Annotated in this window: 17 protein-coding genes and 1 riboswitch; of the genes, 15 read left to right on the forward strand and 2 right to left on the reverse strand. The window is 36.6% G+C overall.

All coding sequences use genetic code 11. From position 1 onward, the window contains the following. Positions 1-6 precede the first annotated feature (6 nt). From J2772_RS18145 to J2772_RS18165, 5 genes are all read left to right on the forward strand, one after another. Complete coding sequence (locus J2772_RS18145; protein WP_209919175.1) at positions 7-1,164, forward strand: hypothetical protein; 1,158 nt, start codon at positions 7-9, stop codon at positions 1,162-1,164. 111 nt (positions 1,165-1,275) lie between these two features. Continuing rightward, positions 1,276-2,307 carry an AAA family ATPase gene (locus J2772_RS18150; protein WP_209919177.1) on the forward strand — a complete coding sequence of 344 codons (1,032 nt, stop codon included), beginning with the start codon at positions 1,276-1,278 and terminating at the stop codon, positions 2,305-2,307. A 70-nt stretch (positions 2,308-2,377) separates the two neighbouring features. Further along, positions 2,378-2,728 (forward strand): four helix bundle protein, encoded by a 351-nt coding sequence (locus J2772_RS18155; protein ID WP_209919180.1) that lies wholly within the window; start codon positions 2,378-2,380, stop codon positions 2,726-2,728. A gap of 67 nt (positions 2,729-2,795) precedes the next feature. After that, on the forward strand, positions 2,796-4,118 hold the full coding sequence (locus tag J2772_RS18160) for a DUF58 domain-containing protein (protein ID WP_209919182.1): 1,323 nt from the start codon (positions 2,796-2,798) through the stop codon (positions 4,116-4,118). Between the two features lie 23 nt (positions 4,119-4,141). After that, complete coding sequence (locus J2772_RS18165; RefSeq protein WP_047096771.1) at positions 4,142-4,561, forward strand: OsmC family protein; 420 nt, start codon at positions 4,142-4,144, stop codon at positions 4,559-4,561. 73 nt (positions 4,562-4,634) lie between these two features. On the opposite strand, the gene J2772_RS18170 is transcribed toward J2772_RS18165, so the two are convergent. Next, positions 4,635-7,250: an MGH1-like glycoside hydrolase domain-containing protein gene (locus J2772_RS18170; protein ID WP_209919183.1), complete on the reverse strand. Its 2,616-nt coding sequence runs from the start codon at positions 7,248-7,250 to the stop codon at positions 4,635-4,637. A 188-nt stretch (positions 7,251-7,438) separates the two neighbouring features. Further along, positions 7,439-7,546: riboswitch (SAM riboswitch) on the forward strand. Positions 7,547-7,608: 62 nt separating this feature from the next. Here J2772_RS18170 and J2772_RS18175 point away from each other — a divergent pair. From J2772_RS18175 to metF, 7 genes are all read left to right on the forward strand, one after another. Continuing rightward, positions 7,609-8,547 (forward strand): alpha/beta fold hydrolase, encoded by a 939-nt coding sequence (locus tag J2772_RS18175; protein WP_209919187.1) that lies wholly within the window; start codon positions 7,609-7,611, stop codon positions 8,545-8,547. 4 nt (positions 8,548-8,551) lie between these two features. Further along, positions 8,552-10,090, forward strand: a complete 1,539-nt coding sequence (locus J2772_RS18180) for an ACT domain-containing protein (protein WP_209919189.1) — start codon at positions 8,552-8,554, stop codon at positions 10,088-10,090. Positions 10,091-10,217: 127 nt separating this feature from the next. Next, the gene (locus tag J2772_RS18185; protein ID WP_209919191.1) at positions 10,218-11,378 is read left to right on the forward strand and encodes an O-succinylhomoserine sulfhydrylase; all 1,161 of its coding nucleotides are present in this window, start codon (positions 10,218-10,220) and stop codon (positions 11,376-11,378) included. Between the two features lie 74 nt (positions 11,379-11,452). Further along, positions 11,453-12,463 carry a homocysteine S-methyltransferase family protein gene (locus J2772_RS18190; protein ID WP_209919193.1) on the forward strand — a complete coding sequence of 337 codons (1,011 nt, stop codon included), beginning with the start codon at positions 11,453-11,455 and terminating at the stop codon, positions 12,461-12,463. Between the two features lie 84 nt (positions 12,464-12,547). Beyond that, positions 12,548-13,639, forward strand: a complete 1,092-nt coding sequence (locus tag J2772_RS18195) for a fatty acid desaturase family protein (protein WP_209919195.1) — start codon at positions 12,548-12,550, stop codon at positions 13,637-13,639. A 5-nt stretch (positions 13,640-13,644) separates the two neighbouring features. Beyond that, a complete protein-coding gene (gene metH / locus J2772_RS18200; RefSeq protein ID WP_209919197.1) occupies positions 13,645-16,305 on the forward strand; it encodes a methionine synthase in 2,661 nt (886 codons plus the stop codon). 7 nt (positions 16,306-16,312) lie between these two features. Then, entirely contained in the window at positions 16,313-17,272 is a 960-nt protein-coding gene (gene metF / locus J2772_RS18205; protein WP_209919199.1) for a methylenetetrahydrofolate reductase [NAD(P)H], read from the forward strand. A gap of 290 nt (positions 17,273-17,562) precedes the next feature. Here metF and J2772_RS18210 read toward each other — a convergent pair whose 3' ends face one another. After that, the gene (locus J2772_RS18210; RefSeq protein ID WP_209919201.1) at positions 17,563-18,714 is read right to left on the reverse strand and encodes a hypothetical protein; all 1,152 of its coding nucleotides are present in this window, start codon (positions 18,712-18,714) and stop codon (positions 17,563-17,565) included. Between the two features lie 186 nt (positions 18,715-18,900). On the opposite strand from J2772_RS18210, the gene folE reads away from it, so the two are divergent. From folE to cysS, 3 genes are all read left to right on the forward strand, one after another. After that, a complete protein-coding gene (gene folE, locus J2772_RS18215; RefSeq protein WP_045490962.1) occupies positions 18,901-19,566 on the forward strand; it encodes a GTP cyclohydrolase I FolE in 666 nt (221 codons plus the stop codon). Positions 19,567-19,571: 5 nt separating this feature from the next. Beyond that, on the forward strand, positions 19,572-20,003 hold the full coding sequence (locus J2772_RS18220) for a DinB family protein (protein ID WP_209919204.1): 432 nt from the start codon (positions 19,572-19,574) through the stop codon (positions 20,001-20,003). Between the two features lie 123 nt (positions 20,004-20,126). Further along, on the forward strand, positions 20,127-21,593 hold the full coding sequence (gene cysS / locus J2772_RS18225) for a cysteine--tRNA ligase (protein ID WP_209919206.1): 1,467 nt from the start codon (positions 20,127-20,129) through the stop codon (positions 21,591-21,593). Positions 21,594-22,969: the final 1,376 nt, after the last annotated feature.

Genomic DNA, 22,969 nt, shown 5'->3' on the forward strand with positions numbered 1-22,969 from the left:
TTAACCATGAATAAGACTTTCAGAATATATGCTGTGATCTTCATCGTTGTGATGGTTATTTTGGCATTGCTTGAAGTGAATAAAAAAGAGACCACAGACTGGCGTAAAAATTTTGACGTCAACGAGAAATCACCATTTGGCCTTTTTGTTTTTGATAACGAAGCTAAAGATCTTTTTAAAAATAACCTGAAGAAGATCAATCAGGCACCCTACGAATATTATAATCAACATAAAAAAGGAGCTCATAATATTGTCATTATTGAAACTGATATTGACACAGAATCCTGGAAAAAAGTGATGGATCAGGTTTCAAAAGGATCGGATGCCATGCTGGTGATAAGTCAGATGCCTAAAGAAGTTTCAGACAGTATAGGATTTTATGATTCGGAGATTTCTTTTGAAGAAGAGAATGTTCTTAAGCTTACGGATAAAAAATACAAGAATGATTTCATTCAGTTGGATAAATTTCCATCAGGAAGAGGCTTTTCATTTATTAAACCTGGAGTGGAAGTACTTGGAAAAACGGTAGAGAAGAAAAATACAGATCAGGCTAACTTTATCAAAGTAAAATTCGGAAAAGGTAACTTCTATGTTCATAGCGAGCCGCTTTTCCTTACCAATTATTATCTGTTGAAACCAGGAAATGTAAAATATGCTCAAGATGTATTCTCTTATCTTCAGGATCGGGAAACGGTTTGGTTTGTGGAGAGTAATACGAAGGCTTCACGTTTCTTCATGAGATTCGTACTGGGAAATCCGGCGCTGAAATATGCATGGTGGGTATTCCTGGGGGGACTGGTCCTCTTTATTTTCTTTAATGCGAAAAGAAAACAGAGAATTGTACCTGTTATAGAGCCATTAAGAAATACATCACTGGATTTTGTGAAAAGCATTGGAAATCTCTATCTTCAGGAAGGCGATTTTCATGATATGATGGCGAAAAAAGCCCAATATTTTCTGAATAAAGTAAGAATGGATCTTCTGATTGATACTCAGAACATAGATGAAGAATTTGCCAAGAAGCTACAGTTGAAAACAGGAAAACCAATGGAGATGATTAATGAGGCAATCAGTCTTATCAAAAGAGCACAGGATCCATATGCCAGTGTCATGAAAGAAGATCTGGCAAGAATCAATAAATTACTAGACGAAATACTTAAATAATGTAACAATATAACAATATAACAGTTTACCAATGATAATAAAGGCTACTCCTAATGAATAGAGATAATTGTTACATTGCTATATTGTTAGATTGGTAAATTAAATTTTATTATGGAAAATCTTGATAACCCAAACATAGAAAATCAATCTTCTATCAATCTAAATAAAAACGAAGATCAATTTCAGTCGAGAATTGATATGATAGAACTTCGTGCAAGCCTGGATAAGGTAAAAGCAGAAATTGGAAAAGTAATTGTAGGACAGGAGAACATGATAGAACACCTTCTGGCAGCATTACTTTCAAACGGACATGTTCTGATTGAAGGTGTTCCGGGAGTAGCAAAAACAATTACAGCAAAACTATTGGCCAAAACCATTGATGTAGGTTTCAGCAGAATTCAGTTTACACCGGATCTGATGCCTTCAGATATTCTGGGAACTTCAGTTTTCAGTGTAAAGAACTCTGAATTTGAATTCAAAAAAGGACCTATTTTTTCCAACTTTATATTGATTGATGAGATCAACAGGTCGCCTGCAAAAACTCAGGCTGCATTATTTGAAGTCATGGAGGAAAGACAGATCACAATGGATGGAACCCGTTACATTATGGAGGAACCATTCCTGGTGGTAGCTACCCAAAACCCAATAGAACATGAAGGAACATACAGACTTCCTGAAGCACAGCTAGACCGATTTTTGTTCAAAATTAATGTTGGCTATCCGAACCTTGAGCAGGAAATCGCGATCATTAAAAATCAGCACGAAAGCAAAAAAGAAGATAAAACAGAAGGCATAAACCATGTTATAACAGCTGAACAGCTGAAGGGCTACCAGCATTTGGTAAAGGAAATCATTGTAGAGTCTCAACTGATGGAGTATATCGCTAAGATTATCATTAACACAAGGGAAAACCAATTCTTGTATCTGGGGGCTTCACCTAGAGCCTCGCTGGCACTTCTTACTGCTTCCAAAGCTTTTGCAGCATTAAGGGGCAGAGATTTTGTGACTCCTGAAGATATCAAGGAGGCAAGTTATGCTGTTTTAAGACACAGAGTGATTGTTTCTCCGGAAAGAGAGATGGAAGGGCTTACTGCAGATGAAATTATCCGTCAAATCTTAGAGGGAATAGAAATTCCGAGATAGGTAGTAGATAATAGGTAGAAGGTGGCAGTAGATAAAGTATATAGTTTAATTAAAGTACAAAATATTACATATGGCAAATTTTAAAGATCTTTTAGTTTGGCAGAAGTCTATTGATTTTGTTACTGAAATTTATAGAATTACAGAAGTCTTTCCTAAGAATGAAGTCTATGGATTAATATCACAGATCAGAAGGACTGCAGTTTCTATACCCTCCAATATTGCTGAGGGAAATTCAAGAAGAAGTAAACTGGATTATCTACAGTTTTTAAAAATATCAAGAGGGAGCTGCGCAGAAGTGGAAACACAATTAATAATTTCAAAAAATCTCAAATTTTTAAATGAAGAAGATTATTTAAAATTAAATCAAGAAATTATTGAAATAATGAAAATGTTGAATGGCTTAATTAGCTCACCACAATAATAATGATTTACATAAAGTGAATGAGCACCTACCTAAAACCTATAATCAGCGACCTGCAACCTAAACAATGAAAAACTTATACATCAATACCCGTTTCTTCTTCACGCTCATTGGAGTGGGGATACTGTATGTTCTGGCATTTTTCTTTCCGGTGTTGATGTGGGTGAGCCATATTGCACTGTTGATAAGTTTTCTTGCTGCCATGGTGGATTATTTGCTGATTTTTAATCAAAAAAATGCTGTACAGGCACAAAGAATATTACCAGAAAAGCTTTCCAATGGTGACGAAAACTTTGTAAAGATTGATATCAAAAATAATTACAACTTTAAGATCACCACCAGAGTTATTGATGAGATTCCGTTTCAGTTTCAGAAAAGAAACTTTTTGATTGAAAAGACGATTAATTCCGGAGCAAATACTTTCTTTCAGTATAGTTTAGAACCAAAGGAAAGAGGAGAATATCATTTCGGAAGTCTGAATATTTATGTTTCATCACCTTTAGGATTTGTTTCGAAAAGATTCAGTTTCCAGAAAGATGCGATGCTGCCGGCTTATCCGTCTTTTATCCACCTCAGAAAATATGAGCTGATGGCTTTGCAGAGTGAATTCCTGTTGGGAGGTATCAAAAAGGTAAGAAAGCTGGGACATACCATGGAATTTGAACAGATCAAGGAATACGTTCCGGGGGATGACATCAGAACGATTAACTGGAAAGCGACTTCCAAAGCGAATCGTCTGATGGTAAACCAATTTCAGGATGAGAAATCACAGCGTATTTTTATGCTGATTGATAAAGGAAGAACGATGAAGATGCCTTTCAAAGGATTGAGTCTTTTGGATTATTCCATCAATGCAACTATGGCTTTGTCTCATATTATTCTGAGGAAAGGAGACCGGGCAGGGATGATGACTTTCTCCAAAAAAGCGGAAAATAAAATTGCTGCTGAGAATAAATCCGGACAGCTTAAGAAAATATCAGAGTCGCTTTATAATATTAAAACAGATTTCTATGAAAGTGATTTCAACCGATTGTATCAGGATGTAAAATATTCCATTAATCAAAGAAGCCTGATTCTGTTATTTACTAATTTTGAAACGCTGGATGGGCTAAACCGTCAGTTAAAATATCTTCGCGGAATTGCTAAAAACCACCTGTTAGTAGTAGTTTTCTTCAAAAACTCGGAACTACAGACGCTCATTAATAAGAATCCTGAAAGTATGCAGGAGATCTATGATGAAATTGTTGCTGAAAAATTCGAATTTGAAAAGAAGCTGATTATTCAGGAACTCCGCAAATACGGAATTTATACAGTATATACACTTCCTGAGAATTTGAACATCGACGTTATCAATAAATATTTGGAGATAAAAGCCAGAGGAATTTTATAATTTTGTAAGAATAATAAGAAACAATGAAAATAACACTTAATAGAATCAACGACGACTTTTTATTTGAATGTACAAATGGACAGGGAAATTCTATCCTTTTAGACAATACTTCACAGCCGGGAGCTAAAGGAGTTTCTCCAATGGAAAGTGTACTGATGGCAGTAGCAGGATGCAGTGGAATAGACGTAGTTTCTATTTTAAAGAAGCAGCGCCAGGAAATTAAAAGTTTTCAGGCAGAAGTAGAAGGGGAGAGAGTTCAGGTAGATGATGCAAAACCTTTCAAATCCATTAAGGTGAAATTCCTTTTAGAAGGAGAAATTGATCCTAAGAAAGCTTTAAAGGCAGCAGAATTATCTTTCGAAAAATACTGTTCCGTATCAAAGACATTGGAACCCAACGTAGAAATTGGTTACGAAGTATTTGTGAACGGAGAAAAAATTTAAATCTATAGATGAGGCTGTCTCACTTTTGAGACAGCCTCTTTTTTATGACTCACTACCTATTACTGATTGCTCATTAGAAGGTAAGTCTTGGTTTTATCAATTTCGCCACAGTAGCTGTCCATCCTGTTTGATGAGAAGCACCTACACCACGTCCATTATCTCCATGGAAGTATTCAAAGAATGTGATATAATCTCTAAAATGCTCATCATAGTTGAACTTTGGATTTCCACCATTGAAGGCGCGTTGTCCATGTTCATCTTTTAAGAAGATAGAGCAAAGTCTTTTACTGATATTTTGAGCCACTTCATCCAGATTTTTCTTATCACCACTTCCGGTAGGGAACTCTACTTTCAGGCTGTTTCCGTAATAATAATGGAAGCGTTGTAAACTTTCTACAATCAGAAAATTAATAGGAAACCAGATAGGCCCGCGCCAGTTACTGTTTCCACCAAACATTCTGCTGTCACTTTCTGCAGGAGTATAATACACAACATTTTCATGACCATGAACAGAGAACACAAAAGGATTCTCTTCATATACCTTAGACATAGCCCGGATTCCGTAAGAACTTAAAAATTCCTTCTCATCAAGCATTCTTGTTAATACTTTGGTTAGTCGGTTTTTACGGAGAATGCTCATTAAGTGTTTTCTGCCTTGTCCTTCCTCATCCCAGTGAGAAACCAGTTTGGTGAGTTCCGGTTTATTCTTTAAGATCCATTCCATTCTGGTTTTGAAATTCGGCATTTTTTCCAGGAGTCTGTGATCTACGATTTCCACGGCAAACAAAGGAATTAATCCAACAATACTTCTCAATCGTAAAGAAACACTATTTCCGTTTCCTAGTTGGAGAACATCATAGAAAAATCCATCTTCTTCATTCCATAAACCTTTTGTTCCTTCACCCAGATTTTCCATGGCTTCCGCGATATAAAGATAATGTTCAAAGAATTTGATGGTCATATCTTCATATACCTGGTAATATTGGGCAAGTTCCATGGCAATTCGCATCATGTTCAGCGCATACATAGCCATCCAGCTTGTTCCGTCTGCCTGTTCCAGATGCTGTCCATCCTCTAAAACCATATTTCGGTCAAAGGCTCCGATATTATCCAATCCAAGGAACCCGCCTCCGAAAATATTCTTTCCGTTTTTATCCTTTCGGTTGACCCACCAGGTGAAATTCAAAAGAAGTTTTTGGAAGACTTTCTCAAGGAATAATAAGTCGGGTTTACCATTATTTTTTTCATCAATCTTAAAAACTCTGAAGCAAGACCAGGCATGTACAGGCGGATTCACATCACTCATATTCCACTCATAGGCTGGCAGCTGTCCGTTAGGATGCATATACCATTCCTTGGTGAGGAGTAAAAGTTGTCCTTTAGCAAACTCCGCATCAATGATGGATAAAGGAACACAATGAAAAGCAAGATCCCAGGTCGCATACCACGGGTATTCCCATTTATCAGGCATTGAAATAATATCCTTATTGTGAAGATGGTTCCATTCTGTATTTCTTACATAATCATTAAAGTTTCTTGGAGCCTCAAAGTTGGGATCACCTTTCAGCCATTTTCCAATATTGTAGTGATAGAACTGCTTATTCCACAAAAGTCCGGCAAAAGCCTGCCTTTGAACATTCCTTTCATCTTCATTGGTGGTATCGTTTTGGACTTCATTATAAAACTCTTCTGCTTCAGCCTGTCTTGTTATAAAAATCTCATCAAAACGTTCAAAAGGCTCATCGCTTTCATCAGGACATAACCTGAATTCAAAAATATGGGATTGCCCGGCTCCAATGAGTTCATCAATTAAGAAAGAGGCTTTGGTTCCCTTGTTCTCAGGATTTACCGTATTGCTGTGATGGATGATAAAATCATTGATTCCATCTTTAAAATAAGTGTTTTCTGCCTGTGGAGCTCCATAAAGCTTTGGAGTATTGGTCTCATTCTCGCAAAATACACTTTGAGCATTTCTATTTCTTGAATAAAACTTTTTGATGGAAATACTGTCGTGCCCAATATTGATACTTCCGTCATGTGAAGCATTCATTTCTCCTTTATAGCTATTGTAGCCCCATTTCCAGTTATTTCGAAACCATGCTGTGGGTGCTACTACGATCGGTGCATCCTGCTGGCTTCGGTTACAAACGGTTACCCTTACCAGAATATCATTATGATCGGCTTTACAGTATTCAATAAAAATATCAAAATAGGCATCATTATCAAAAATTCCTGTATCAAAGATCTCATACTCCGGTTCCTGTTTGCTGCGTCTGCCGTTTTCAGCAACAAGTTCATCATAAGGGAATTCATTGATCGGATATTTATAAACCATCTTCATATAGCTATGAGTAGGTGTATTATCCAAATAATAGAAAATTTCCTTGATGTCTTCACCGTGGTTTCCCTGTGGATTACTCAATCCAAAGAAACGCTCCTTAACGATTTTATCCCTTTTATTCCAGAATGAAAGAGCAAAGCAGAACAATTGCTTTACATCAGAAATTCCTGCGATACCTTCTTCACCCCAACGGTAGGTATAGCTTTCCGCATTATTATGATTGGTGTAGTTCCATGCATTTCCGTTCGGGCTATAATCTTCCCGTACATTTCCCCATTGCCGGTTGCTTACATAAGGTCCCCAGTTTTTCCATTTGGTATCTTGTAATCTTTCTTTTTCGGCGATCATATTTCATCATTTTTCAATACGAAGTTAGTTTTTTTGTAAAATAATTCCAATTCCTTTTATCTGAAGAATAATTAATATAGGTTTGGAAGACTAGTGTTTAAGGGCTTTTTTTAATATTAAATTAATTTTTTTTTGATTTTAAAAGAAAAGAACTACCTTTGCACCATTCGTTCATTCAAATATTGAAAATGTTATCAAGAAAGGTTGAGGGATTAGACCCTATGAAACCTTAGCAACCCTTTGCGCAAGCAAAGAAGGTGCTACGTTCTACCAAAATAATTTTGGACAGATAACTCACTGAAGTTCTTTTCAGCCATTTCCTGTGGCATTTTCAATTGTATTAAAATATATAATAGAATTGAAAACAGAACTAAACTATATTAATCTTTCGTATCAAACCAATTCCCAAAAGGAATACCCTATCTCGTTAAGCTATGAGCTTTTCGGGAAGGACCTGTTTACAGCCCCTATCATTTTAATCAATCATGCCCTTACCGGGAATTCAAACGTATCCGGAGAAAAAGGCTGGTGGAAGCAATTGATTGGCGAAAATCAGGTGGTTGATACCAATAAGTACACTGTTCTGTGTTTCAACATTCCCGGAAACGGATACGATCATTTTTTAATTGAAGATTATGAAGACTTCACCCCTTCAGATATAGCCAATATATTTCTGAAAGGGTTGGAAGCTTTACATATTACAAACCTATACGCCATTATTGGAGGCTCCCTTGGAGGAGGAATTGCTTGGGAAATGTTAGCTAAGCAACCCAAGCTGGCAGAAATTTTTATTCCCATTGCCTGTGATTATAGAACTCATGATTGGCTGCATGCACAATGTCTGGTTCAGAAATTTTTATTGAATGATAAAGATGAGCCATTACAAAAAGCAAGAATTCATGCCATGTTGTGCTATAGAACTCCGGAATCACTTAACGACAGATTTCAAAATAAATACAATCAGGAAAAACAACGCCTGGAATCAGAAGATTGGCTGATTTATCATGGTAATGCATTAAACGAAAGGTTTAGTTTACAAGCGTACAAACTGATGAATCATCTGCTGATGAATATAAATACTGATGAAACATATCTGGAGCACATAGAAGCACGAATGCATATGATCTCCGTAGATACAGATTTATTCTTCCCAGCTTCTGAAATCCGAATGTGTTTTGAGAGTCTGAAAAAGAAAAAGGAGAATGTTTCTTATCACGAGATCCAATCTATACACGGGCATGATGCCTTCCTAATGGAATATCAACAATTAAATAATATCATAAAAAACATTTTATAGAGTCATGAAAAATGCTAACGAAATAAAATTTTTAAAGAACAGATCAATTGTCAAATTTGAAGGAGAAGATTTCTTAGGAGAAATCGGGATTGACGGACGAATTTTCAAAGCGCTTACTTTAGCGCGTATCAGTGTAGGAGTAATCTCTCAGCAAGCCATAGAAAATGGAATTTCTATTTTAGTTCACGAAAATGATGCTGAGAAAGCCGTAGCTTGTCTTATTGATGAATTTGAAGCAGAAAGAAAATCAGGGAAAGTATCCCAAATATATAGTATCAACAATGTTTCTGTGATCGGTTTTGTAGCAGAAGATTCCAATAAAGTCTTTGCTGAATTAGCGAGAAACAATGTTTTCCCATTGCTTTTAAATAAGGTTGCCGGTGAAAACAGAGTAAACATCGTAGTAACGTCTTCGCAGGATGAGAAAACAAGAAACATTATAGAATCTGAGATCTTCAAAAAGCCAAAGACTGTTCATCTGGCCATCATTGGCCATGGAAATGTTGGAAAAACATTAATTGAGCAGGTTCTGGAATCTTCAGAAGAGATTAAAAGACGTAAAAAAATAGACCTTAAAGTTGTTGCTGTAGCCAATTCAAAGAAAATAGCGTTCAATAAAAAAGGCTTCGATACCAACTGGACTGATGAGGTTTTAACAGCAGAGCAGCCATCCAACGTTGAGGAGCTAATTAACTTCTCCAATGAAAATCAGTTGGAGAATCTGATTGTGGTAGACAACACCGCAAGCAAGGATTTTGTTAAGAACTATCATGCATTAGCAGAAAACGGATTCGATCTGGTTTCTTCCAATAAAATTTTCAACACCCTTCCCATTGAAGAATACCGTAAACTAAGATATACGTTGAATAAAAACAACAGGCGTTATCTGTATGAAACTAATGTGGGAGCAGGTCTTCCGTTAATTGATACGATCAAATTATTACACCTTTCGGGAGAAAATATCACAAGAATTAAAGGAGTTTTCTCCGGGACATTAAGTTATGTTTTCAACAATTTTTCTTTGAGAGATGATAAATTCTCAACAATTGTGAATGAAGCTTTGGAAAAAGGATATACAGAACCGGATCCAAGAGAAGACCTATCCGGAAATGATGTAGCAAGAAAACTCTTGATTCTGGCAAGAGAATTAGACCTAATCAATGAATTTGAAGATATCAATATTCAAAATCTGGTTCCGGAAAACCTATTATCAGTTTCAAAATCAGAGTTTCTTTCAAGATTAGAAGAATTGGATGAAGAATATCAGAAGATCAAGGAGAATCAGGAGCCTGGTCATGTATTGCGTTATGTAGGAGATCTGCATGGAAATTTACAGGAAGAAAAAGGACAGCTTGATGTAAAACTGGTTTCAGTACCGGGAAGTTCAGCATTAGGACAACTGAAAGGTTCAGATTCAATCTTTGAGATTTATACAGAAAGTTATGGTGAAAATCCAATTGTAATTATGGGAGCCGGAGCCGGAGCACAGGTAACAGCAAGAGGCGTGTTCGGAGATATCTTAAGACTAAGCGAAACAAAATAAAATTAATGTAGCAATCTAACAATGTAACAGTTTACCGATGATGGTTATTGTCATTCTGAGCAAATAGAAGAGTCTCGTTGTTAAACTGTTAGATTGATACATTGGTAAATTGACAAATTAAAACTATATGGAAAATTTCGAAACATCAGCAATAAGAACCCAAACTGAAAGATCTCAGTTTGATGAACACTCCACACCATTATATCTTACCTCCAGCTTTATTTTTCAGGATGCTGAAGATATGAGAGCAAGCTTTGCTGAAGAAAAACCTAAAAACCTGTACAGCCGTTTCTCCAACCCGAATGTGTCTGAGTTTACTGAAAAGATTGCTAAAATGGAAGGTGCAGAAGCAGGATATGCCTTTGCAACAGGAATGGCAGCCATCTATTCTACATTTGCAGCTTTGTTAAGTGCAGGAGATCATATTGTAAGCTGTCAGTCGGTTTTCGGATCTACTCACACTTTATTCACAAAGTATTTTCCGAAATGGAATATTGAAACTACTTATTTCAAAGCAGAAGATGCAGAGAATGTTGAACAATACATTCAACCCAATACAAAGATATTATACCTGGAAACGCCTACCAATCCTGCAATTGAAATACTGGATTTGGAGTTTTTCGGACAGATTGCTAAAAAGCACAACCTGATCTTTATTGTAGATAACTGTTTTGCAACGCCTTATCTTCAGCAGCCAATTAAATATGGAGCAGATGTTGTTGTACATTCTGCAACGAAGTTGATTGACGGACAAGGAAGAGTATTAGGCGGAATCGCAGTAGGTAAAGCAGACTTGATCAGAGAAATCTATCTTTTTGCAAGAAATACAGGACCTGCTTTGTCTCCTTTTAATGCATGGGTATTGTCAAAAAGCCTTGAGACATTGGCAATCCGTGTAGAAAAGCACTGTGAAAATGCATTGAAGGTAGCAGAGTTTTTAGAAAGTCATCCTAATGTAGAACTGGTAAAATATCCATTCCTGAAATCCCATCCAAGCTATGAAGTAGCCAAAAAACAGATGAAACTTGGTGGAAACATTGTTGCTTTTGAAATAAAAGGTGGAATAGAAGGAGGAAGAAGCTTTTTAGATAAGATCCAAATGTGTTCACTCTCTGCCAACTTAGGCGATACAAGAACTATTGTTACCCATCCGGCATCTACCACACACTCTAAGCTTTCTGATGAAGAAAGAAACGAAGTAGGAATCACAGCAGGATTAGTTCGTTGTTCAGTAGGTTTAGAAAACGTAGACGACATCATCGCAGACTTAAAACAAGCCTTAGATTAATCACAATGAGCCCCAACGGGGCGATTTAACCCCAAGATAGGACGAGGTCCTGTCATCCTATCAACATAAGAGACATGACAAATATAGAATCACTAAACAAAGCCCTCAAAGAACGTATCCTAGTACTGGACGGTGCGATGGGAACTATGCTTCAACGTTACAAATTCGAAGAAGAAGATTACCGTGGCGAGCGTTTCAAAGACTGGGAACATCCTGTAAAAGGAAATAATGACCTGCTTTCCCTTACGCAGCCTCAGGCCATTGAAGAAGTGCATAAGAAATATCTGGAAGCAGGAGCTGATATTATTGAAACCAATACATTCTCTGGAACTACCATTGCAATGGCAGATTATCATATGGAAGAATTGGTGTACGAGCTGAACTATGAGTCTGCAAAAATTGCCAGAAAAGCATGTGATGAATACACCGTGAAAAATCCGGATAAACCGAGATTTGTAGCCGGATCTATCGGACCAACCAACAGAACGGCAAGTTTAAGCCCAGATGTAAATGATCCGGGATACAGAGCCATTACTTTTGAAGAACTGAGAGTCGCTTACAAGCAGCAATGTGAAGCTTTATTAGATGGAGGTTCGGATATTCTATTGGTAGAAACCATCTTTGATACACTGAATGCCAAAGCAGCTCTTTTTGCTATTGATGAACTTCAGGACGAAAGAGGAATAAAAATTCCGATCATGGTTTCAGGAACCATTACCGATGCATCAGGAAGAACACTGAGCGGGCAGACAGCTGAAGCCTTTTTGATCTCTGTTTCTCATCTGAATTTATTAAGTGTTGGCTTTAACTGCGCATTAGGAGCAGATCAGTTGACACCTTATCTGGAAACACTGGCCCATAATTCAGAATTTTATATTTCAGCGTATCCGAATGCAGGGTTACCAAATGCCTTTGGAAAATATGATGAGACACCGGAAGATATGGCGAGGCAGATCAAGGAATACGTAGAAAAAGGATTGATTAATATTATCGGAGGATGCTGCGGTACTACTCCCGAACATATTAAGGCCATTGCTGAGCTGGTAGAAAAATATCAACCAAGAAAATTGAAGGAATTTGTATGATTTGATAGATTTTTTTAATTAAAATCAAGAATAAAGACTCGGTTATAAATATTATCTTTAAGTAGGTTGCAAAATTTAATTATAATGGAAAAGCCGAGTTACTTAAAAGATTCAGATGATACCAAATTGTTTAATGAGCTGAGAAAGAAAGTGAACCAACGGGTAGAAACTATTTCTGAAAACAGGGATGTTTATATTAAGATTAAAGCGGTGGTACTACCATTGATCTATGTAGGTTTATATTTTTTCGCCGTATTGAATGCCGAAAAACATTGGGTTTATATATTGAGTTTTGTTTTAATGGGAATTTCTTTGGTTTTAATTTATTTAAATCTGATCCATGAAGCCGCCCATAACAACATATTTAAAAGTAAAAGACTGAATGGAGTGGTACTTCACATTTTTGATTTTATAGGAGCCAATTCCTATATCTGGAAGAAAAGACATATCGCAAGTCACCATGCCTATCCGAATGTGGATGGATGGGATACCGATATTGAGCAGAGTGGTTTGCTGTTAATAGTGCCTTGGATTAAGGCTAAAGGATTACAGAAGTATCAGCATAGGTTTTTCTTTTTAGTATATCCGTTGTATTTGTTCAATTGGATGTTCATAAGAGATTTCAGAGACTTCTTTGATAAAGAAAGAGTGATTTTGAAAACCCAGGGAAGAATACCTGTTGTAGAAAAAGTAAAAATGGTGAGTTATAAGCTGTTTTACTTTTTTTATCAGATTGTAGTTCCTGTCGTGTTCTTTAAAGTATCAATCGGTTTGGCTTTAGGAGCTTGGTTTCTACAGGTAATTGCAGCAAGCATTTTTGCACTGTTTGTTTTGTTGCCTCTGCATCCGCTTCCTGATAATGCTTTTCCAAGATTGAATAAAGATAACGGACTTCCGTTTAGCTGGCTTCGTCATCAATTGGAAGTGACCAATGATTTGAAAGAAAATAACTGGTTGGTAAGAAATGTATTAGGGAATTTTAATTTTCATGTAGCTCATCATCTTTTCCCCAATTACAGTTATATGTATTACAATGAGATCACGGAAGAGATAGAAGAATTTGCTAAAGAACATGGCTTGGCATATAAAAGATTTCCACTGTTCACCGCTTTAGGCAAGCACAGGGATTTATTAAGGCAGAATGCAAATAATGCCTACTATATTTTAGAAGAATAAAATAGATGAAATATTTAAGATTATCAGGCCTTGAGCCTCTTATCATAACGCCGGAAAGTAATTTCATCAACGTTGGTGAAAGGACTAATGTTGCCGGTTCCAAAAAATTTTTAAGACTGATCAAAGAGGAGAAATTCTCTGAAGCATTAGACATTGCCCGCCATCAGGTAGAAGGAGGTGCCCAGATTCTGGATGTTAACTTTGATGATGGTTTGATTGATGGAAAAGCATCAATGATTAAATTTCTCAACCTTATTGCATCAGAACCGGATATTGCAAGAATCCCTATCATGGTAGATTCTTCCAAATGGGAAATTCTGGAAGCAGGTCTTCAGGTTGCCCAAGGGAAATGTGTGGTAAACTCCATCAGTTTAAAAGAAGGAGAAGAAGAATTTATCAAACACGCCAAAGCGATCAAAAGATATGGAGCTGCAGTTATTGTAATGGCATTTGATGAGGTAGGGCAGGCTGACAATCTTGAACGAAGAATTGAAATTTCGAAACGATCTTATGACATTTTGGTGAATCAGATCGGATTTCCGGCAGAAGATATCATTTTCGATTTAAATATCTTCCCGGTAGCTACAGGAATGGATGAGCACAGAAAAAATGCCATCGATTTTATTGAAGCTACACGTTGGGTAAGACAAAATCTGCCTTATGCATCTGTAAGTGGAGGAGTGAGCAATGTTTCCTTTTCATTTCGTGGAAATGACACGGTAAGAGAAGCCATGCACTCCGTATTTCTTTACCATGCCATTCAGGCCGGAATGAATATCGGTATTGTAAACCCTGCCATGCTGGAGGTTTATGATGAGATTAATAAAGAATTGCTGGAGCTTGTAGAAGATGTAATCCTTGATAAGAGAGAAGATGCTACAGAAAGACTTCTTGATTATTCCGAAAAACATAAATCAGTCAAAAAAGAAAAGACTGAAGATCTGGAATGGAGAAACAATCCATTACAGGAAAGAATTACCTATGCTTTAGTAAAAGGAATTGACCGTTTTATCGAAGAAGATGTAGAAGAAGCCAGACAATTGGCAGAAAGACCACTTCATGTCATAGAAATTAATCTGATGACCGGAATGGGAGTCGTAGGAGATTTATTCGGAAGCGGAAAAATGTTCCTGCCACAAGTAGTAAAATCGGCAAGAGTAATGAAAAAAGCTGTTGCTTACCTACAACCGTATATTGAAGCTGAAAAAGATGGATCGAGACCTGCTAATGGAAAAATTTTAATGGCAACCGTAAAAGGAGACGTTCATGATATTGGAAAAAATATTGTAAGCGTTGTACTGGGCTGTAACAACTATGAGATTGTAGATCTTGGAGTAATGGTTCCTGCCGAAAAAATTATCCAGACAGCTATTGCAGAGAAAGTAGATGTGATCGGATTAAGCGGATTGATTACCCCAAGTTTGGACGAAATGGTGTATATCGCTTCAGAATTAGAAAGACAAAATCTTGATTTTCCTTTATTAATTGGTGGTGCAACTACTTCGAAAGCACATACAGCAGTGAAAATCGATTTAAAATATAAAAATGCTGTTGTTCACGTTAATGATGCCTCAAGAGCCGTAAACGTGGTAAGTTCATTATTGGGAGACAGAAATAAAGAATATGTTTCAGATTTGAAGAACGACTATTCAGACTTCAGAGAGAAATTCCTGAACAGACAAGTTGATAAAGATTATGTTTCCATTGAAGAAGCAAGAAAAAACCGTTTCAAAATAGATTGGGAAAACGAAGATATTTTCACACCGAACAATTTAGGGATAACCGTAGTCGAAAATCAGGATTTAAGAGAATTATTACCATTCGTCGATTGGTCTCCTTTCTTCAGGAGCTGGGATCTTCATGGGAAATACCCGGATATCTTAGAAGATGAGGTTGTAGGTGCACAGGCGAAGGAACTGTTCAAAGATGCTCAGGTTATTTTAAATAGAATTCTGGATGAAAAGCTATTAACTGCAAAAGCGATCTTTGGAATCTTCAAAGCCAATTCCAACGAAACGGATGATATCTTAATTTTTGATGAAAACAATAACGAACAGGTTAAGTTTTTAACCCTAAGACAGCAAGCTCAAAGATCAAAAGGAAAAGATTATCTGGCATTAAGCGACTTTATCGCTCCACAAAGTTCAGAAAAAACTGATTATATGGGGGCTTTCTGTGTAACTACAGGTTTCGGAACTGATGAATTAGCAGAAGAGTATGAAAAAGCCAATGATGATTACAATGCCATCATGGTAAAAGCTCTGGCAGACCGTTTTGCAGAAGCTTACGCCGAATTTTTACATAAAAAAGTAAGAACAGAATATTGGGGCTATGCCGTTCAGGAAGAATTAAGCAATGAAGAATTAATTGCAGAAAAATATAAAGGAATCCGTCCGGCACCGGGATATCCCGCTTGCCCAGACCACTTGGAAAAGAGTACCATTTGGGATCTTTTAAAAGTAAAAGAAAATATAGGAGTATACCTTACAGAAAGCTTAGCCATGTTCCCGACTGCAGCCGTTTCAGGATATTATTTCGGAAGCCCGCATGCCAAGTATTTCGGATTAGGAAAAATTACAGAAGACCAGCTTAAGGATTATGCTGACAGAAGAAGTTGTAGCATCCAGGAAGCTAGAAAATGGTTGTCACCAAATTTAGCAGATTAAAATTGATATGAAGATAACAGAACATATAAAAAACGCAAACGGAAAAACTTTATTCTCCTTAGAAGTGGTTCCACCACAAAAGGGAATCGGTATTGAAGACTTATATACGAATATCGATCCGTTGATGGAATTCAAACCTCCATTCATTGATGTTACTACTTCAAGAGAAGAATATATTTATTTAGATAAAGGAAATGGATTGATGGAGCGTCGTATCACAAGAATGCGCCCCGGAACATTGGGAATTTGTGCAGCCATTCAGCATAAATATAATGTAGATACCGTTCCACACCTATTGTGCGGAGGGTTTACCAAAGAAGAAACAGAATATCTTCTGGTAGACTGTATGTACCTTGGTATCGATAATGTGATGGCTTTAAGAGGAGATGCCATGAAAGGGCATCAGTATTTTGAACCCACTCAGGGCGGACATGCCAGCGCGATGGATCTTGTGAATCAGATTAACAACCTGGGAAGAGGGAAATACCTTCACAATGAAGAACAGGCTTGTGATGAACTTAATAAATTCTGCATCGGAGTAGCAGGCTATCCTGAAAAACATATGGAAGCCCCTTCCATGAATTATGACCTGAAATGGCTGAAGCAAAAAGTAGATGCCGGAGCAGATTATATTGTAACCCAAATGTTTTTTGACAATAAAAAGTATATTGAATTCGTTCAGAAAGCAAGAGAAATGGGAATTACCGTTCCAATCATTCCGGGAATTAAACCAATTGCGACCAAGAAACATTTGAAAATCCTGCCTCAGGTATTCAAAATAGATCTTCCGGAAGAGCTTATCAATGAAGTGGAGAACGCAAAAAATAATGAAGCCGTAAAGCAAATCGGAGTAGAATGGGCCATTGCCCAGTGTAAAGAGCTTCTCGATTTTGGAGTTCCTGTTTTACACTTCTACTCAATGGGTAAAAGTGATAATATTAAAAAAGTAGCCGGTGAGCTATTCTAATAAAAGTACCAAAAATGAAGGAATCCTGTCTTAATCGGCAGGGTTTTTATTTTAATAATCTGTACAGAATTTTTATTAAAGATAAAACAAGGATAAAAAAGCCGTAGGCCATACATTCGCTTAGAAAGAATCAATGAAATTGATTCCGCCTTTGCTCCCTCAAAGATACAACAGCAAGCTAATAAAAACTTTGCGTCAAATAATATACAGCCTCCAGAAAAAAGCAAACTGAATCTTTAGTTAATGAAAAAATATCAATAACTTCCATCTTCCAGCCTCTATCTTCCTAACTAAAGAATTGGATGTCTCTCAAACTCTTTATTTCTATCAAATAAATAACGGTAAGTAGCCAGTTTTCGGGTTACAGTAGTATCAAGAGTCTCGGCAATCTTAATCATCTTTGGATTAAAATCACCAATCCATTGAAGCTCCGTAATCGTAAAATCCGTATGCTTTCTCAAATGCTGTGTACCTTCCCAGATCATATACCCATCAATCCCTTTCCTCTGCCATTCCGGAACTACACCGAAAACAAGCCCAACCATCTTTTCATTCTTTTTAAATCGTTTTAAAAACAAGAACTTAAGCTTTTCAAAAACTCCAAACTTTCCGTTGAGGTATTTAAACCATTGGTTGAGATCCGGAAGATTGATCCACATGGCGATAGGTTTATCATTTTCATACACAAACCATGAGATATGTTCATTCATAATAGGTTTCATGGTCTTGAACATTTTCAGCACTTTACCTTCTTCCAGTTGCTTTCCTTCTCCGTGAGCAGCCCATGCCTTATTATAAACCTCTGTAAAATCCTTCGCAAACTTAGGCAGGTTATTCTTTTTCATAGGTTGAGCAGAAATAGCAGGATTCCTTCTGTTTTTCTCATGAGCAATGGTGAAAATGCGCGAAACTTCGGCAAACACAGGTCTGGTAAAACAAAGCTGTTCAAAATAGATCTTCAACCCATAATTTTCAAAAAGATTTTTATAGTAAGGGAAATTATAGTTCATTCCATACAATGGTTCAATGAATCCTTCAATCAAAAGCCCCCAGAACTTATCTCTCTCTCCGAAATTGATAGGCCCATCCATTGCTTCCATACCTCTTTCCTGAAGCCAGTTTTTACAATGATCAAAAATAAAATTTGCTGTCCCCTGATGATTAATACAGTCAAAAAAACCAAAACCTCCGGTAGGTTGTTTCTGTTCATAATAATTATTGATAAAAACAGCTACTTTTCCAACCGTCTTATTGTCTTTTTTAAATAGAAATCTTTTACATTCTCCATTTCTGAAGAACTTATTCTTTTCAGGATTAAAGATCTCCTCAATATGTTTATCTAAAGGGCGGATATAATTTTTGTCGTGTTGATAAAGTTGCGCGGGAAATTCCAGAAATTCCCTTTTGTGGTATTTGTTTTGTACTTCTTCAACAATAATCATATAGTTTTTAATCAGAGTAGGTTATAAAAGATAATGATTTCATCTAGCTGAAATCTCTGTGATTTAAAAGTATTCAATAACCATAGAAATCATAGAGGTTCTGTTAATCCAAAAAATGAATAAAAACTTTTCGGAAAAAATAGATGAAACAATATTATCCGTATTTTTGCTGCAAATTAAATAAAAATGGTTGATTTTACTGATAACGACGATGATATTTTCACTGGAAAAGAACATACGCCTATAAGGGAAGATGCTTTTGATAAATCGCCACAGGAAAAAATTGAAAAAATCACTGAGCTTTTTGGAGAGATTATGGAAACATTAGGTCTGGATATGACTGATGATTCCCTGAAAGACTCACCAAAGCGTGTTGCCAAAATGTATGTGAACGAAATTTTCGGTGGACTTCTTCCGGAAAATAAACCGGGTATCTCTACATTTTCCAACAAATATAAATACCGTCAGATGCTGGTGGAAAAAGATATCACCGTATATTCTTTTTGTGAACACCACTTTTTACCGATTATAGGAAGAGCACACGTTGCTTATATTTCAAATGGAGAAGTAATCGGTCTTTCAAAAATTAACAGAATTGTGGATTACTATGCAAAAAGACCACAGGTTCAGGAAAGACTGACAATGCAGATTGTAGAAGCTCTGAAAGAAGCTTTAGGAACAAAAAATGTTGCCTGTATCATAGATGCAAAACACCTTTGTGTAAACTGTAGAGGAATTAAAGACACAGCAAGTTCTACCATTACAGCAGAATTGAGCGGAATCTTCAGAACAAATCCAATTACAAGACAGGAATTCTTACATTATGTGGGAAGCCATGCAAAATTAGACTAATATCAATGAACTACCAGATACTTAAGAATATTATAGATGCAGAACTTCAGAGATTCCAGGCAATTTCTGATGAAGAATGGAATCACAAGGCTGTACCGGAAAAATGGTCCAAAAAAGAAATAATTGGTCATCTTTGTGACAGTGCTTTTACAAATATCCGTAGATTTGTAGTTACTCAATATAAAGAGAACGAGAATATCGTATACGATCAAAATATTTGGGTGAAAGCCCAAAACTATCAGAATGTTCCAGTTTCCGAATTAATTAATCTTTGGAAAGCATTGAATGAGCAGATTGTTCATGTTGTAGAAAATATTCCCGATGAAGCACTGCAAAGAACTTGCGATACTACTAAAACCGAACTCCAAAGGTTTACACTGGAGTTTATCATTAAGGATTACGTAGATCATTTGCAGCATCATTTAAAAGCGATTTAATTATGATAAAATTTAAAAAAGTTTCACATAAAATTTTTATCACAACAATTATTTGTTGTGACAGATTTTTATTTTAACTAATTTTTGAATCTTAAAACTATTGAATCTTTTAATAAAAAATAAATGCAACTAAAAATATATAACTCGCTTACAGCGGAAAAAGAAATATTCAAACCCATCTTAGAAGGAAATGTAGGAATGTATGTCTGCGGACCTACAGTGTACAGCAATGTGCATCTGGGAAATGTAAGAACTTTCCTTTCTTTCGATTTTATCTACCGTACCCTAATGCATTTAGGATATAAAGTGAGATATGTAAGAAACATCACGGATGCCGGACACCTTACTGATGACGGAAATGTAGATAACGACAGATTCGTAAAACAAACCAGATTAGAAAAGCTGGAACCAATGGAGATCGTACAAAAGTACACAGTTGATTTCCACAAAGTTCTTGAGATGTTTAATCTGCTTCCTCCCAATATCGAACCCACAGCTACAGGGCATATTGTAGAACAGATTGAACTTACTCAGAAATTAATAGATACAGGCTTTGCGTACGAAAGCAACGGTTCCGTATACTTCGATGTCTTGGAATACAACAAAAGAGGACTGAACTACGGTGAACTTTCAAAACGTAATATAGAAGAGCTTTTTGCGAATACCCGTGATCTTGACGGACAAGGGGAGAAGAAGAATCCACAGGATTTCGCGCTTTGGAAAAAAGCATCTCCGGCTCACATCATGAGATGGAACTCTCCTTGGGGAGAAGGTTTCCCGGGATGGCACCTTGAATGTACTGCAATGAGCACAAAATATCTGGGTGAAACTTTTGACATCCACGGAGGAGGAATGGATTTGAAATTCCCTCACCACGAATGTGAAATTGCTCAGGGAAAAGCTTGCAATGGAGCCGCTCCGGTACACTACTGGATGCACGCCAATATGTTGACGATGAATTCTCAGCGTATGAGTAAGTCTACAGGGAACTATATCCTTCCAATGCAGTTGGTAACAGGAGATAATGATTTCTTTGAAAAATCTTTCCACCCGTCAATTGTACGTTTCTGCTTCCTGCAGGCACATTACAGAAGTGTGTTAGACATTTCCAATGACGCCATGATTGCCAGCGAAAAAGGATTTATCAGATTGATGGAAGCTGTGAAAGTATTGAATTCCATTACACCTGATGATAACAAACAGTCAGAATTCAGCCTTACAGAATGGAAGAACAAATGTTATGATGCATTAACAGATGATTTCAACTCTCCAATCCTGATTGCTCATTTATTTGAAGCCGTAAAATACATTTTCGCTTTAAATGATGGTAAAGAAACAATCTCAACAGCAGATCTTGAAGATTTAAAGTCAACATTGAATGCCTTTATCTTCGATGTTTTAGGATTGCAGACCATAGAGGAGAACAATAATGAAAAACTAGATCAGACCCTTAAAGTCTTAATCGAACTGAGAAATCAGGCAAGAAAATCCAAAAACTTTGAACTTTCAGACCAGATCAGAGATAAACTGCTTGCTGAAGGCATTGAGTTAAAAGACGGAAGAGACGGAACATCCTACGTTCTGAACTAAAAATATAAACTTCGGTTTTACAATCATTCCGTAAGAGTCCCATCAATTAGGATTTCTTACGGAATTTTTTTTGTCCACCTTTGAGAAAAGCCTAATTCAAATAGGTATTCTGTGATCTGTGTATGCATTTTCTACTCTTCTCCTTTTCTCTCCTCTCTTCCCCTTTCCTTACCTTCTTTTACTTTTTCTTACTTTCCAGCACCCAGGCTCTCAAACTCTCGAAATTTATCAGGAGCTTGATCCCGCTATCCACTCATACTCCTCGCGCCAAAGCTAAGGCTTACGCGTGCTGCGGGGTAACCGTTGCTATCGGGGCTAGGGTAGGGGACCAGAGTAATGAGTAATGAGTAATGAGTAATGAGTAATGAGTAATGAGTAATGAGTAATGAGTAATGAGTGGTGGGGAATAGAGAATAGGTGTCATTAATTAGTAATATTAACCATTATCCATAAGGAATGTCCTCTATCATTCCCATCCTTTGGAGGGGTGTCAAAAATTCAAAGAATTTTTGACGGGGTGGTTATCCAGTTATCTCCGGTTCTCTATGAAAATCCGTGCAAATCCGTGCGATCAGTGGGAAGATAAGAAACACTGATCTCTAACCATTTCTTATAACAGCCCCTTTGTAATAAGCATTATATCATTTGGTCTCTTTATTTCCCATTCTGTTTTGCGCAATCTTTGTTATCCAGTAAGAATGTAAAGAATGTTATTCCCTTCATCAATTCAATACCCAAGAGAATCCAATCTATGTTTAGTAATATAATATATATGTATACTTTAGATATTCATCTTTTATCAACTCGAAAGAAAATCCATCATATCATCCAAAGAAGTCCATCACTAGGAGTGGGCTATAATCCTGAGCCTAGTCGAAGGGAGTCCGCTCAAATAAAAATATATCTTCTTCTATTGGCTTTGGCTAAAATTTACAAAAGCCCAAGCTCGCATATTCTACATATAATAGTAGTATATAAAAAGTAGCCCATCTTATTATATGTATAAAACCCCTTTATATCCCCCTCAAAACGACATTCCATACCTTTTAAAAAACAATTCCACTATTGTTGATAAGTGTTAATAACTACATAAATATAAAACTATCAGTAAGTTAAATATAAAACTTACCCACAATTTCTATGCTGCTGTAAATTTTATGTTAAATAGATTTGTGTGATATGGTATAAGTCTCTATCTTTGCCCCACTGAAAAACGAAAGAGATTCGGTAAGCGCAGAAGAGCTTTTAGATAAGCATAAAGATTTATTCTACTAAAGAAAAGGACGAAAAAAAAAGCTTTTAATTTTATCAGATAAAATTTGTGAGTTAGAATAAAGTTCTTATCTTTGCAGTCCCAATTAAGGGAGCGCAGGAGT

Source organism: Chryseobacterium jejuense (assembly GCF_017877355.1).
Lineage (GTDB): Bacteria > Bacteroidota > Bacteroidia > Flavobacteriales > Weeksellaceae > Chryseobacterium > Chryseobacterium jejuense_A.